Origin of the sequence: Paenibacillus melissococcoides, assembly GCA_944800085.1 — a bacterium.
In the GTDB taxonomy this organism is placed as follows: domain Bacteria; phylum Bacillota; class Bacilli; order Paenibacillales; family Paenibacillaceae; genus Paenibacillus_B; species Paenibacillus_B melissococcoides.
Map to the genome: position 1 here is coordinate 134765 of CALYLO010000005.1, position 12424 is coordinate 147188.

Consider the following 12424-nt stretch of genomic DNA (forward strand, 5'->3'; position numbering starts at 1 on the left):
CCTTCAATGTTCCCTATTGTTCACAGGAAGATGTGAAGTATAAATAGGGTTATAGATCAACTTACCCATTGCGGAAGGGAGTGAAACAGCTTATTTCTAAATTTTCTAAATATCTGATCCTGTCGTTATTTCTCGAATAGATGACCGCCTTCACCGCTTCGATTCCGCGGCCTCCTGCCGGTAATACCGCTTCCCTGTCGCAGGATGGTAATACACCGTAACGCGCTGCCCGGTCGACGGATCGCGGAAAATTTCCCGTGTCGGCACGCAGCCGGCCGGCAGCTCCTCCGCCTGTTCCTGATGCAGTCTGCGGTCCTTCTTCCTGGCCACCAGCAGCAGAATGAGGAACAGAATGAGCTGGAAGCCGAAATACGCCAGTATCCACTTCAGCAAGGCGTCTCCTCTTCCAGGATCACCGCTGTGCCATAGGCGACAATCTCGCTCATCCGGTTCCCCGCCTCCCCCGAATCGAAGCGCACCATCACGATGCCGTTGGCGCCCATCGCCCGGGCGTTGGCCACCATCCGATCCAGCGCCTGCTTGCGCGCGTCTTCCAGCATCTCGGTATATTGACGAATCTCCCCGCCGACCAGGCCTTTGAGGGCGGCGGCAATATCTTTGCCGATGCCGCGCGAACGGACCGTCAGTCCGAAGACGGGCCCGATCGCTTCTTTCACTTTCCGGTTCGCGGGACGCTCTGTAGTGACGATGATCATGGGTTAGCTCTCTCCTTCTCTTCCTTTCAAGTTATAAATGATACGAGAGAGCCGGATGGATCGTTCAATTCGACAGAGCAAAAACTATTAACGTCATTAATTAGTTGAAAATTTTCAGGATTACTTATGGCGGTATCGAGTAGTGACCAATATTAACACCTGTTAACATCATACACCTATTAACACCATTAAGTTTACATAATATTAATTATGTTTATATCTTCAAGATTCCGTTTAGCGGCTGCGAATCAACTGCGGAAGCAGCTTGAGCGCATGCTCCAGCTCAGGCAGCGACGCATAGGCATAGGACAAGCGAAGCTGCCGGACGGCGGAACGGTCATACAGTACCCCGGGGTTCAATAAGATGCCATGCTTCAAGGCCTGGTTGAACAGCCGCTGCACCGGAATGGGCGATTTCCGGCTGACCCAGACATAGAAGCCCCCCTCCGGCCTCGACCAGTCGGCGAAATCCGGCCAATGGGCCTCCAGCAGCGCCAGCATGGCGTCGCGCCGCTCCCGCAGCCGCGTGCGTATATAGTTCAGATGCGGCACATGCATGCGGACGCGAACCACATTTTGGCCGCCGCCAGCACCGCTCCAGCTCGGACAGCCGCACCCCCGCCTCGTCTATCGGCAGGCCAATCAGCTTCATGCCCGCGGATTGGAAGGCATGAATCGAATATAAGTAAGACGGCTTCTCCAGCAGGATGGCCGATTGGCGCTCCAGCAGCCCGGCCGAGATGAGCTGCAGCGCTCCGGAGACGATGAGAATGGACGACGGCGACGCCTGGATTCCTTGGCGGGATAACTCCCGGCTGAGCAGCCGCCTCAGCTCCTCATCCCCTTGCGGCTGCTCGTAGCCGAGGGATACGGGCCGCTCCGCCAAGGAAGCGAACAGCTCGCGGATCTGCTCCTGCGGCAGAAGCTCGGGCGATAATTCGCCGGTGCCGAGCCGGATGATATCCGGATCGAACTCCAGCCGGTTAATGGTCTGGATCATCGGCAGATTCGGGTAATGCGCCCCTTCTTCGACGTAGGCGTTCCAATCCGGGAGGTTCATCGGGCGCCGGGCACGCTCGTCGGGAATGCCGACGACCCGGGTTCCGCCCCGGCCCCGGCCTTCAATCCACCCATCCGCCATCAGCGCCTCCATCGCGGTTACGACCGTGCTTCGATTGACGCCGAAGACTTCGGCCAGCGTCCGCTGCGGCGGAAGCTTCATGCCGATGCTCCATTCGCCGCTGCCAATCTTCCCTTGAACATATTGCTCGATCTGTCTGTAGATGGGCAGCGGAAGCCGGGGATCCGGCTTCCAGCCCGTCTTATATGCATTCGGCATCGGCCGCTCTCCTTCCCTGCCCGTCCGCAGGCCGCAAGCCTGCGCATCGCTTCCATTATAGCTTTTGTGGTTGGGCTCGGACACAACCAAATGGTCGGTGACAACCCGAAGCCGGGCAGGTATGCTTGACCTTGTCCTGCGCAAGACGCAACAAGCAACAGGAAGGAAGAGAATGGAACAGATGTGGGAACCTTTTGTACATGGTGTATTGCTGGCATTCGGACTGATACTGCCGTTAGGCGTTCAGAACGTGTTCATCTTCAATCAGGGGGCGCTGCATACCCGGCTGTGGAAGGCGGCGCCGGCCGTTATTACCGCCTCCTTGTGCGATACGCTGCTCATCGTGCTGGCGGTGCAAGGCGTGTCGCTGCTGCTCCTCCAATGGATCTGGCTGAAAAATGTGCTGTTCGCCGCCGGCTTTCTGTTTCTCCTCTATATCGGGTATAGTCTGTGGAAGACGGCCGGAGACGGCGTGCAGCAGCATCGCGCGGATACGATCAAGCGGCAAATGATCTTTACCGCTTCGGTCTCGCTGTTGAACCCGCACGCGATTATGGACACGATCGGGGTCATCGGCACGAGCTCATTGCAGTATGCTGGAACGGAGCGGGTTATTTTTGCCGCCGCTGCCGTGCTTGTATCCTGGTTATGGTTCATCTCCCTGGCGATCGCCGGCAGGGTGCTGCGCAATCTGGATACGACGGGCCAGCGCCTGGCTTGGCTGAACAAAGGATCGGCCGTCTTGATATGGGGAATGGCCGCCTATATGTTGCTGACGATGCTGAAGGGGTAATACGGCCCCGGCCGGGCGAGCAGGAACGGTCCTCTCGCCTCCTCTCAACCAGCCAGGGCCCGGCGCAGGGACTGCGCCGCGTGCCGTCCCTCTATTGCGCCGCGGCCTGCTCCTTAAGGATTGCGCTGTACTCGTCTTCGATTTTCCTCAGAAATGTATTCGTATCCTCCGGTGTCGTCAGAAATTCGCCGAACTTGTCGCGAAGGAACGCATGGAACTTAGGCCGGCCAGAAGATGAAATGCGCAGAGTCTGTGCGGAGAATCGAACCCAAATGGTCCGGGCCTGGCGACGCAGCAGTGATGAGACCGGCGGAGAGCTAATAGGTATGAGGGAAAGAGGGCATCTCAATCGGCATTCATGCCCGTACGGTGCCTAATCCAATGTCAAGGAGGCGGTGGAATGAATGTGGCAGGGGCGGTTCAACAGTCGAATCGCAAGCAGGCAGAGCGGATGAGCTGGTGGACAGAAGCGAAGTTCGGCATGTTCATTCATTGGGGACTGTATGCCCTTCCCGGAGAAGGCGAATGGCATATGTACGGATCGAAAATACCGGTCGCCGAATATGAATCGCTGGCAGAGCAATTCAATCCCGTGCGCTTCAACGCGAAGGAATGGGTCCGGCTGGCCGGGCAGGCGGGCATGAAGTATATCGTGATTACAGCCAAGCATCATGACGGGTTCGCGATGTTCGGTTCCCAGGCCGAACCGTTCAATATCGTCGATGCGACGCCGTTCAAGCGCGATCCGATGAAGGAGCTGGCGGAGGCCTGCCAGGAGGAAGGCCTCCGCCTCTGCTTCTATTATTCGCATGTCATCGACTGGCACCATCCGCACTCGGTGCATCAATTCGCCAACAACATTTGGGATTACAAAATGGAAGAGAAGCAATTCGATATGTATTGGAATGAGCTCGTGAAGCCGCAAATCAAAGAGCTGCTCACCGAATACGGCCCGATCGGCCTCATCTGGTTCGATACGGCGGGCGGGCTGTCGAAGAAAGACAGCGAGGACATCGTTGCCCATGTGCGCCGCCTTCAGCCGGATTGCCTCATTAACAGCCGGGTCAGCCCTTACCGGGGAATGGGCGATTATCAATCCAAGGGCGACAATGAGACGCCCATGTACGGAGAGGAATGCCGGCCGTGGGAGACGCCGATGACCATGAATGAGTCATGGGGATACTGTCCGAAGGATCAAGCATGGAAGCCGGCCGACTCCCTCATTCGCAAGCTGGTCACCATTGTCAGCAAGGGCGGAAATCTGCTGTTGAATGTCGGTCCTTCGCCGAAAGGAACGATACCGGAGCCGGCGGCGGAACGGCTGCGCCAGATCGGGGCGTGGACGGAACGGAATGCGGAAGCGATCTACGGAACATCGGCGAGCCCCTTCCCGTATGAGTTCGATTGGGGAGCCGTGACCGCGAAGCCGGGGCGCCTCTACCTGCACGTATTCAATGACAAGTGGCCGCGCGGCCCGTTGAAGCTGCAAGGGATGCGCAGCCGCGTCATCAAGGCGTACCCGCTCGCCGATCCGTTGAAAAGAGAGCTTCCCCTCACCCACACCTATCATGGCGGCACGGAACGGCATGCGTTATCCGTGTCCCTCCCGGACATGGCCCCGGATCGGGCGGTATCCGTCATCGTGCTCGAAGTCGAAGACGTGAACGATCTCGATACCGGATTCACGGTGCTCCCGTCCGGCATGCTGAAGGTGGACGTTACGACAGGAGACGTGACGGAGGCGGACGGCCTCGGCGACGGGAACGCGGCGGCGCGGCGCGCAGTCTGGGACATCGCGGTTACCGAGCCTGGCGCCTATTCCCTCTCGCTCATCAGCTTCAAGCGTATCGACGCGGCGCTCGCCGATTCCTATGCCGATGGCATTCGGCTCACATTCGCCGGAGAGACGATCGAGACGGTGCCGCAGGAAGATGCGATCGTGAGCGAATCCCCGGCATGCCAGCATCCTTACAAGGAGGTCCATTCCCGTCTGGCGGAAGTCTTCATTCCGGCTCCCGGCACCTATGAGCTGACGCTGACCTCCCGTCTCATCAAGGAGCGCGATCCGAAGTTCACCGGGATCTGGCAGGCGGACAAAGTCAAGCTGCGTTCCGTCCTGCTGGAACGGATCGCGACGCAGCAGCGATAGCATCGTTCGTCCCCTGCCCGCTCAAGGCGGGGGACGCCGCCGTTATGATGAGGAGCGGGGCAGTCTGCCGAAGCTGCGAAGCGTCAGCAAGCGGGCAACCGTGACGCTGCCGCGCCATTCGAGCTCGCAGGCCGCGCTGACCGCCGGCCAGCTCATCGTCCAGCCGCCGTCCTCCTGCTGCCCCTCCTCCAATGCGTCCAGATGCCGGCGGAAGTCCTCCGGGCTGATGCACCGCGCGCAGTAGCTCTCTGGCGCCGGAGCCCAGTCCAGCGCCTTGTGCACATAGCCTTCCGCATGCGGATCCAGCTCGATGACGCCCGGATGCTGCAGGACGCGATTCAATTGCTCCAGCAGCGGTTCCGCCCTGTCCCGATCCGGGACATGCTCCAGGAAGGTGACGCACTGAATCAGATCATGGTAGCCGTGAAGATCGGGCTGTCCGATGCGGCTCCATACGAACTCGGCGGCTTGGCGGAACCAGTCCGCTTCCCTGACCTCTTCCAGCCCGGGCTGCTTCATAATCAGGCCGATAATCCTTCCGGTCGGGTTGAGCGAGGCGCGGCTGTCATCCTCGATCGTCCACCACGGGGCATGCGGATAATCATTCACCGTCCGGAACGCGAGCGGGAAGCCGCCGGTGTCCGGAACGGAGATGCTGCGCAAGTACCGCGCGATGCCCGCCATGATGTCCGCATCCATGACGCCGATCTCGTCCATAAGCGCCAACGCCATCTCCGTCGGCACCGGCTGGCTGTGCGGACAGCGGATATCGGGTTCCAGCGCATGGCCGAACCCGCCATCCTCATTCTGATATGCCCGCAGCGCTGCCAGCACATCCTCGGCGCGGCCGCCCGCAAAATGATACTCGAAGCGGCGCCGATCCAGCAGCCGGCCGTTGGCATAAAGAAATGAGGCGGCAGCTTCCAAGCCAGATTTTTTCTCCATCTTAATAAACCTCCTTAAATATTTAATGTGATTAATAATATTGTTCAAAAGCCGAACAATTTCGCGAAGTAAACCATCGCCTGGGGACTGCTGTTCCGCTGCAACCGCGCTTGCAGGCGGCTTCTTGCCTCATCGGCGGACATCGGCGCCAACGGAATCCCTGCGCCCTCCATCCAATGCTCCAGCGTCTCGAAGCAGGTGCTGTTCCAGCCGTTCACCTCGCCTGCCTCATTCCGGGGCGCCCTGACGCCGGAGATGACGATATCGAGTCCGGATTGCAGCTCCGCCAATGCCTGATCGAATTCCTTCTTGCTCTCCTTGGCCTTCATGCCGGCCGCGGCGCGCAGCGCGCGCGTCTCGATCCCCTGCTCCTCCTCGATCTTCGCATAGACCTCCTTGGCGGCCTTCGACACGAGGCCATCGCCGTACCGCTCCGCGATGCTGCGGCTGCTTCCGAGCAGCATCTTCACGGAAGGAATCAGATCGGTGGCGACAAAGATCGCCTTCTTCTTCACGAACTTGCCGTAGGCCGCGACGCCGTCGCCGGGGAACCGGACGCGCCAGCGCCAAGGATCCAGTTCCGTATCGGAATGCCAGCGCTCGGGCAGCGTAATGCCGGAAAGAGAGGGATAGTCCGGAATTAAGGGCGCCAGCGGCAGGATCCCGCAGGCGCGGACGACCTCGATCGCTTCTTCGTATGTATCTATTATCATTGGCTGCTTCCTCTTTCTTCCTCCTTCGTAGTCTGTTCAACCTTGCGCTCCCCGGCGGGCTCATCCGCCGCATACCGTTCGCACATGCATCCGGCCCGCTCACGGATTTCCCGGCGGAGCGCTGGCGGCGCAAGCACTTCTGCGTCGGGCCCCAGCCCGTAGAAGAAGCGGACCGCCCATGCCCATTCGCTTCGCGGACAAGCAAATTCGACCTCCCACTCCTCTTCCCCGATCTGGACCACTTGATCGCCAATATGCTCGTCCTGCTCGGCCAGGAGAGCGCCGCGGTACGTCAAGCGGGCACGGATAGGTATCTCGTCCCCGCCGGCCTCCCGCGTCTTCTTGACGCGGCTGCGCTTCAGCCGGGCCGCTTCCAGCTCCGCCGCCGCTTCCATCCCCTCGATCTCCCGGAACCGATCGACCCGGAAGGTCCGCTCTTCTCCATGTTCGAGGGAGAAGGCTTCGCAATACCAGAAGCCGTGCGCGCTCACGATGCGCAGCGGCCGGAGCCGCAGCCAGCGCGTCTGGCTGGCCGAGCGGTAATGGGCCCGAATCCAGATGCCTTCAGCCGCGCACTCCATAAGCCGGTTCAGCATCGGGACCCGGTAATTCCGCCTCGGCATCGACAAGATCAGCTTGTCCAGCACCGGCTCGATTTCGCTCCTCACCTGAAGGGGGAGCGCCTGCTTGATTTTGTCCAGGGCGCTCCACCGTTCCGCGTTGAACGGCGTATCGGCAAGCTGGGTCATGCCCTGGAGCGCGCACAAGACCGTCATCGCCTCCAACGGACTGAACTGCAAGGGCGGGAGCTTATAGCCATCCATCAGCCGGTATCCTCCGACCGGCCCGCTCGCGGCGTAGAAGGGAACCCCCATCTCGCTCAAAGCCTGCATGTCGCGCAATATCGTTCGCTTGGATACCTCGAACTTGTCGGCCAGCGACCGGGCGGTCTCCGTCCCCGTTTGCAGGGCCATCACAATGGCGGCCAGACGGTCCGAACGTTTCATGCCGGATTCCTCCTTCCGATTCTCGCGGTGTTCTTTTCGCTGCTGATGTCTGCATTATATCACGGCATTGGTGACAGCTTGCACGTCACCAATAAGCTGAATCCATGAGCAACGCGAACCGGTGTCATGCTCCCCTGCCTGCGGGCGCTTGCTCCCCTTGGGCCTGCACCCGCCGCCTGCCTTGGGCAGTCCATCCGCCGCTGCGGAAGCCGTAAAGAAAATGTCGGAAACGGCCGAAAGATCGAAGCAGCGGGTATGATATGCTGAAGGTATTGACGACGGATTGAAGGAAGGACAGCAATAGATATGACGGACACACGAACACGGGAAGACAAGCTTATCGAGGCGGCGGCCAGCTTCATCGCACGCTGCTACCAAGAGCTCGGCAAGGATGCGGCGGCGGTAAAGCGGCGCATGAGCGAGATTGAGCGGGAGGTCGCCTCCCGGGGCACCTATGCGCATACCTTCGAGGAATTGGAGCATGGCGCCAAGATGGCGTGGCGCAACAGCAACCGGTGCATCGGCCGCTTGTTCTGGCCGTCCCTGCAGGTCATCGACGAGCGGGAAGCGTCCACGGCCGATGAAGTGCTGCAAGCGCTGCGCAGGCATATCGCCTTCGCTACCAATGGAGGCAAGATCCGGCCGACGGTGACGGTGTTCCGGGCGGACGAGCCCGGCCGCGAGCCGATTAGGATCTGGAACCACCAGTTAATCCGCTATGCGGGCTATGACAAAGACGGCCGCCGCTGGGGCGATCCGCATTCGCTCCGCTTCACCCGGATCTGCGAATCGCTGGGCTGGCAGGGCGCGGGCACCCCGTTCGACATCCTGCCCCTGGTCGTTCAGGCCGGCAGCGAACCGCCGCAATGGGTGGAGCTGGCGCCGGAGGAAGTGCTGCAGGTCCCGCTGACGCATCCGGAATACGCCTGGTTCCCAGAGCTGGGTCTCCGCTGGTATGCGGTGCCGATCATTGCGGATATGCGGCTCGAGATCGGCGGAATTGACTACAAAGCGGCTCCGTTCAACGGCTGGTACATGGGCACGGAGATCGGCGCCCGCAATCTGGCGGATGAGCAGCGCTATCATCAACTGCCTGCCATCGCGGCGCGCATGGGGTTGAACACCGCTTCCAATGCGACCCTATGGAAAGATCGGGCCTTGGTCGAGCTGAATGCGGCCGTGCTGCACTCTTTCAAGGAAGCCGGCGTCAGCATCGTCGATCATCATACGGCGGCCCAGCAGTTCAAGCGCTTCGAGCAGCAGGAGGCGGAAGCGAACCGTCCCCTGACCGGCGATTGGACGTGGCTGATACCGCCGATGTCGCCTGCGGCGACGCATATTTTCCACCAATCGTACAGCAACGAAGAAGTATCCCCGCTCTTCGCCTATCAGGCGGCGCCCTATTGAACTTCCACAGAGAGATTTAACTCTGTACAAGCCCGGAGAGCGGTTCTTCGGGCTTTTTGTCACCTCAGCTATGGCACTCATATGGCACTCATATTTTACGCCAATGCGCCTGGCGATCAGATCGAAGTTCGTTATCAGTTGTTCTCCAAGGGTGACGATCAGGTCAATGTCAAAATCAGCACCAGCGGCATGAACGATCTGAAGAAGGTCTCGATCCGCGGCGTGGATGGGTTCTACGGCACGAGCGCAGGGAACCTGCTGGGCGAGAAGGGACAGACAAAGATGCTGCAATGGATCGAGAGCGCGGACGAACAAACCGTGATGTATACGATAACCGCATCGTCCGATACGGTTGCCGAGAAGGAGCTGACCTTCATCGCTGAGCATATGCAATAAAGATGGTCAATTGGCCGGGCAAGCTCCGACTGCCCGGCCATGCTTATGCCCTATAAGATTACGTAATATATATTATGTAAACTATAGTGCCGCGGATTAGCGGCATATGCCCATTTTCCCTCCCCGTTCAGCCCATATTCCCCCTTCAAGAGGAGGAATGCTGCGGCAAGTCCAGCTGCCAGACAATGCCGAATCGATCCACGACAACCGCGAACTTCGATTGCCAGAACGTCATTTGCAATGGCATCAGAATGCTTCCCCCTGCAGACAACCGCTCGTACAGCCGGTTTATTTCCTCCTCGCCGCTGCAGGCAATCGTCAGATGGACGCGTTGCTCCTCCTCAAGCTGCCCGGCTTCCGTGCTGTCGGCACAATAGAGCGTCTGGCCGCCGACGATAAATTCTCCGTGAATGAGCTTGTCGCAGTCCTCCTCCGCGATGCTCCACTCCACATTATTTCTGGCCTCGCCATAGCGGTTCATCGAGACGATCTCGCCTGAACCGAACGCGTCCAAATAATAGTTCATCGCTTCTTCCGCCTCGCCCCGGAACACGAGATAAGGGGTAATCTTTGCTTTCATACCCATCCTCCTCCTTATTTGCATAGGATTACTTTGCCCGAACAGTTCCCCTCTCATGCCCTGATCCCGTCAGTCGCTCCTCCTCATCTTGCGGGCATGGAGCCAGACCGATGCATAAAGAACTATATTTTTTTGTCGATAAATAGCATTTTTTGACAGGATAATAAGCCTTTTTTTACCATCATTTATTTGTTATACTATTAAAAAATGATAGCCAAAAGCGAGAGGGGTGCCTAATGAAGGACACGGGTATGATTCGTAGCTTAGATAGCCTTGGCCGCATTGTTATTCCGGTTGAAATTCGCAACGCGCGAAACATTGAGATTGGAGATGCAGTGGAGTTTTTTGTGCTGGATGATCATATCCTCGTACTGCGGAAATATACTTCGACGGAATGCACTTTCTGCCGGAGTATGGAAAGTGTGACTTACTACAAGGATCAATTCATTTGCTCTTCCTGCCTGAAGGAACTCGCCGGAGCCCAAGACTTGGCACCTATTGCCCCTCAGCCCCAGGCCAAGAAGCGAGCCAAAACGTCCGAACTGATCCAGCGTCTCCGAGAAGCATTCGAAGAGTATCCTGGAGCAAGCCAGAAGGAACTCGCCAAAATCCTCGGCGTAAGCCAAGGAAGGATCAGCCAATTAAAAAAGGAAATGTAAGCTGCAACGAAAAGAAAGCGTTATCTTCGAGTCTAGTCTTACCTTCGCGCGGCTCCATGCGTCCTCTTTGCTTCCCGCAAGGAGTGCGTCTGGAGCCGCAGTCTTATCTTCCCTATCCCCATTCGTCTCCCGCCGGCCGGCAAGACGTTACGAAGATGTCCTCCGCTCCAGATTACAGCCATCCTCAAGACACCCGCCCGCAGGCACGATCATCCTCCGGGACGCGATCCAATCGTACAATCGTTCGCCGAAGCCAAGCTTGATCGACACCCAGACCGCAGGACATAATACCATAAGCAGCGGCACACGGGAGCACAGCCGGAGCACGGCGGCGATTCCGGAATCAATCTTCCCGCTTTCGGTGCATCGGACATGCATCCGCGCCTCCAACGCATCCGGCGAGATTCCCCGCGGCACCATATCGGATACCGCCTGCCCGTCGCGGATCGATCGGAACCGGAGCGCATGAAGCCAATCCCATCGTTCCAGACGGCGCCGGATTCCGGCACATAACGGACACCATTCATCGTAGTATACTTCAAGCTGCTTCCGTTGGCGCATCGGGCTCCTTCCTTTCGTTGCTCATTTCCTTCTATTGTATCACTTTCTTCAAGCGGTGCGCCACGCCCCGAGCGGCTCGTCCCTTTCCGGCTCCAAGAGCAGTAAAAAAGGCCAATCCTCTGGCGGAAACGCAAAGGTTGGCCTTCATAAGGGGTGAATCGCAATTGGAAAGTTATTCTTTTCACATAGCTGGGTGTGCAAAGCTATCATTTCTTGATCCAGCCTCGATTACGCATAGTAAGCTTGCAGCAAATCCCGAGTGTCGTCTTGTTGCTCCGGAACGGCACCGTTCTCCTCCCAGCATTGCTTGCACTCGTTCTCTGTCGTGCAGCGGTGATTGTCGTCGCACATATAGCACAGCTGGAGGTAGTTGCGGGTTACGTTATCGGCATGATTCTGAACGTCGAATGTTTTGAAGGTTCTCATCATTCTCACTCCCTCTTCTTTATGGTTCTACTATAACATGAATTTGGATTATAATATGTGAAATATATCACAAAGTGAAAGAAAAGAGATCAGAGTCAGTCACCCAATCCCCGATCCCGCTATGATTATCCGTTGTCGGCCAGATTCAACTGCCAGGAGACGCCGAATTTGTCATTGACCCACCCGAATTTCTTGCTTGCCGGCGAAGGAGCCAGCGGCATCAGCACTTGCCCGCCTGCCGACAGCTTGGCATACAGCTCATCGATTTCCGGCTCGCTCTCGCAGTTCACGAACAGCGACATCGATGGTGTAAAAGTAAACTCATGCTTCACGGCGCTGTCAATGCACATGAACGTCTGTCCGCTCAGCGTAAAGACCGCGTGCAGCACTTTCCCTTCCGCACCTCCCCCGCTGCCGTCATGGCGAACGAGGCTCACAATCTCTCCATCTGCGAACAAAGAGGTGTAGAAACTCATCGCCTCTTCAGCCTGTCCATCGAACATAAGAAAGGTCGTAATTTTTTGCATCCCAAGTCATCTCCATTTCTGAATCGGATTCGATACTGCATGCGGAGGTCAACGGCACAACGGCAAGCTATTGCAGCGTGGTTTTCAAGTCCGGCCAGCCTTCGTTCTGCCGCCCTTTCATCATACCGTAAATTGGCCCCATGTAAATTTTGCCCCGCGGCCCGCACCGGCATCAGGCTCAGGTGATCCGATCAACAAGCTTTTGC

The 12424-nt window shown here is 58.0% G+C and carries 16 protein-coding genes; 5 read left to right on the plus strand and 11 right to left on the minus strand.

The window, feature by feature from the left end; genetic code table 11:
- Positions 1-150: 150 nt before the first annotated feature.
- The 4 genes from OCY70_RS18350 to OCY70_RS18360 all read right to left on the minus strand — a co-directional run bounded on the left by OCY70_RS18350 (position 151) and on the right by OCY70_RS18360 (position 2055).
- Positions 151-393: a hypothetical protein gene (locus tag OCY70_RS18350; protein ID WP_213430100.1), complete on the minus strand. Its 243-nt coding sequence runs from the start codon at positions 391-393 to the stop codon at positions 151-153.
- Complete coding sequence (locus OCY70_RS18355) at positions 387-716, minus strand: heavy metal-binding domain-containing protein (protein ID WP_213430099.1); 330 nt, start codon at positions 714-716, stop codon at positions 387-389. Before OCY70_RS18355 ends, OCY70_RS18350 begins: the two co-directional genes overlap by 7 nt.
- Before the next feature lie 234 nt (positions 717-950).
- Positions 951-1076: a hypothetical protein gene (locus OCY70_RS35790; protein WP_306433968.1), complete on the minus strand. Its 126-nt coding sequence runs from the start codon at positions 1074-1076 to the stop codon at positions 951-953.
- Positions 1054-2055 carry an aminotransferase class I/II-fold pyridoxal phosphate-dependent enzyme gene (locus tag OCY70_RS18360; protein ID WP_306433967.1) on the minus strand — a complete coding sequence of 334 codons (1002 nt, stop codon included), beginning with the start codon at positions 2053-2055 and terminating at the stop codon, positions 1054-1056. Before OCY70_RS18360 ends, OCY70_RS35790 begins: the two co-directional genes overlap by 23 nt.
- 181 nt (positions 2056-2236) lie before the next feature.
- Between OCY70_RS18360 and OCY70_RS18365 the strand changes: the two genes are divergently transcribed.
- Both OCY70_RS18365 and OCY70_RS18370 read left to right on the plus strand, forming a co-directional pair.
- Positions 2237-2848, plus strand: a complete 612-nt coding sequence (locus OCY70_RS18365) for a LysE/ArgO family amino acid transporter (RefSeq protein WP_213430109.1) — start codon at positions 2237-2239, stop codon at positions 2846-2848.
- 400 nt (positions 2849-3248) lie between these two features.
- Complete coding sequence (locus OCY70_RS18370; RefSeq protein ID WP_213430098.1) at positions 3249-4997, plus strand: alpha-L-fucosidase; 1749 nt, start codon at positions 3249-3251, stop codon at positions 4995-4997.
- A gap of 42 nt (positions 4998-5039) precedes the next feature.
- Here OCY70_RS18370 and OCY70_RS18375 read toward each other — a convergent pair whose 3' ends face one another.
- The 3 genes from OCY70_RS18375 to OCY70_RS18385 are packed head-to-tail and all read right to left on the minus strand — an operon-like array spanning position 5040 to position 7662.
- Positions 5040-5942 carry a hypothetical protein gene (locus OCY70_RS18375; RefSeq protein WP_213430097.1) on the minus strand — a complete coding sequence of 301 codons (903 nt, stop codon included), beginning with the start codon at positions 5940-5942 and terminating at the stop codon, positions 5040-5042.
- A 44-nt stretch (positions 5943-5986) separates the two neighbouring features.
- Complete coding sequence (locus tag OCY70_RS18380; protein ID WP_213430096.1) at positions 5987-6655, minus strand: AlkZ-related protein; 669 nt, start codon at positions 6653-6655, stop codon at positions 5987-5989.
- Positions 6652-7662: a helix-turn-helix transcriptional regulator gene (locus OCY70_RS18385; RefSeq protein WP_213430095.1), complete on the minus strand. Its 1011-nt coding sequence runs from the start codon at positions 7660-7662 to the stop codon at positions 6652-6654. Before OCY70_RS18385 ends, OCY70_RS18380 begins: the two co-directional genes overlap by 4 nt.
- Positions 7663-7968: 306 nt before the next feature.
- On the opposite strand from OCY70_RS18385, the gene OCY70_RS18390 reads away from it, so the two are divergent.
- Both OCY70_RS18390 and OCY70_RS18395 read left to right on the plus strand, forming a co-directional pair.
- Positions 7969-9069, plus strand: coding sequence for a nitric oxide synthase oxygenase (locus tag OCY70_RS18390; protein ID WP_213430094.1), 1101 nt, complete (start codon positions 7969-7971; stop codon positions 9067-9069).
- 81 nt (positions 9070-9150) lie between these two features.
- Positions 9151-9465 carry a hypothetical protein gene (locus tag OCY70_RS18395; protein WP_213430093.1) on the plus strand — a complete coding sequence of 105 codons (315 nt, stop codon included), beginning with the start codon at positions 9151-9153 and terminating at the stop codon, positions 9463-9465.
- A 145-nt stretch (positions 9466-9610) separates the two neighbouring features.
- Here the strand turns inward: OCY70_RS18395 and OCY70_RS18400 are convergent, their stop codons facing one another.
- Complete coding sequence (locus tag OCY70_RS18400) at positions 9611-10045, minus strand: VOC family protein (protein ID WP_213430092.1); 435 nt, start codon at positions 10043-10045, stop codon at positions 9611-9613.
- Between the two features lie 236 nt (positions 10046-10281).
- Between OCY70_RS18400 and OCY70_RS18405 the strand changes: the two genes are divergently transcribed.
- On the plus strand, positions 10282-10704 hold the full coding sequence (locus OCY70_RS18405) for an AbrB/MazE/SpoVT family DNA-binding domain-containing protein (protein ID WP_197258165.1): 423 nt from the start codon (positions 10282-10284) through the stop codon (positions 10702-10704).
- Positions 10705-10851: 147 nt separating this feature from the next.
- On the opposite strand, the gene OCY70_RS18410 is transcribed toward OCY70_RS18405, so the two are convergent.
- The 3 genes from OCY70_RS18410 to OCY70_RS18420 all read right to left on the minus strand — a co-directional run bounded on the left by OCY70_RS18410 (position 10852) and on the right by OCY70_RS18420 (position 12218).
- Complete coding sequence (locus tag OCY70_RS18410) at positions 10852-11265, minus strand: thiol-disulfide oxidoreductase DCC family protein (protein ID WP_213430091.1); 414 nt, start codon at positions 11263-11265, stop codon at positions 10852-10854.
- Positions 11266-11493: 228 nt separating this feature from the next.
- Positions 11494-11694: a hypothetical protein gene (locus OCY70_RS18415; RefSeq protein WP_249725464.1), complete on the minus strand. Its 201-nt coding sequence runs from the start codon at positions 11692-11694 to the stop codon at positions 11494-11496.
- A gap of 122 nt (positions 11695-11816) precedes the next feature.
- Entirely contained in the window at positions 11817-12218 is a 402-nt protein-coding gene (locus OCY70_RS18420; protein ID WP_213430090.1) for a VOC family protein, read from the minus strand.
- Positions 12219-12424 lie beyond the last annotated feature (206 nt).

Excerpts from the sequence above, each read along its gene's own strand:
- OCY70_RS18420 (WP_213430090.1), bottom strand. The coding sequence starts at position 12,218 with ATGCAAAAAATTACGACCTTTCTTATGTTCGATGGACAGGCTGAAGAG.
- OCY70_RS18405 (WP_197258165.1), top strand. The coding sequence starts at position 10,282 with ATGAAGGACACGGGTATGATTCGTAGCTTAGATAGCCTTGGCCGCATT.
- OCY70_RS18360 (WP_306433967.1), bottom strand. The coding sequence starts at position 2,055 with ATGCCGAATGCATATAAGACGGGCTGGAAGCCGGATCCCCGGCTTCCG.
- OCY70_RS18365 (WP_213430109.1), top strand. The coding sequence starts at position 2,237 with ATGTGGGAACCTTTTGTACATGGTGTATTGCTGGCATTCGGACTGATA.
- OCY70_RS18370 (WP_213430098.1), top strand. The coding sequence starts at position 3,249 with ATGAATGTGGCAGGGGCGGTTCAACAGTCGAATCGCAAGCAGGCAGAG.
- OCY70_RS18415 (WP_249725464.1), bottom strand. The coding sequence starts at position 11,694 with ATGATGAGAACCTTCAAAACATTCGACGTTCAGAATCATGCCGATAAC.
- OCY70_RS18380 (WP_213430096.1), bottom strand. The coding sequence starts at position 6,655 with ATGATAATAGATACATACGAAGAAGCGATCGAGGTCGTCCGCGCCTGC.
- OCY70_RS18390 (WP_213430094.1), top strand. The coding sequence starts at position 7,969 with ATGACGGACACACGAACACGGGAAGACAAGCTTATCGAGGCGGCGGCC.
- OCY70_RS18355 (WP_213430099.1), bottom strand. The coding sequence starts at position 716 with ATGATCATCGTCACTACAGAGCGTCCCGCGAACCGGAAAGTGAAAGAA.
- OCY70_RS18410 (WP_213430091.1), bottom strand. The coding sequence starts at position 11,265 with ATGCGCCAACGGAAGCAGCTTGAAGTATACTACGATGAATGGTGTCCG.
- OCY70_RS18375 (WP_213430097.1), bottom strand. The coding sequence starts at position 5,942 with ATGGAGAAAAAATCTGGCTTGGAAGCTGCCGCCTCATTTCTTTATGCC.
- OCY70_RS18385 (WP_213430095.1), bottom strand. The coding sequence starts at position 7,662 with ATGAAACGTTCGGACCGTCTGGCCGCCATTGTGATGGCCCTGCAAACG.
- OCY70_RS18395 (WP_213430093.1), top strand. The coding sequence starts at position 9,151 with ATGGCACTCATATTTTACGCCAATGCGCCTGGCGATCAGATCGAAGTT.
- OCY70_RS18400 (WP_213430092.1), bottom strand. The coding sequence starts at position 10,045 with ATGAAAGCAAAGATTACCCCTTATCTCGTGTTCCGGGGCGAGGCGGAA.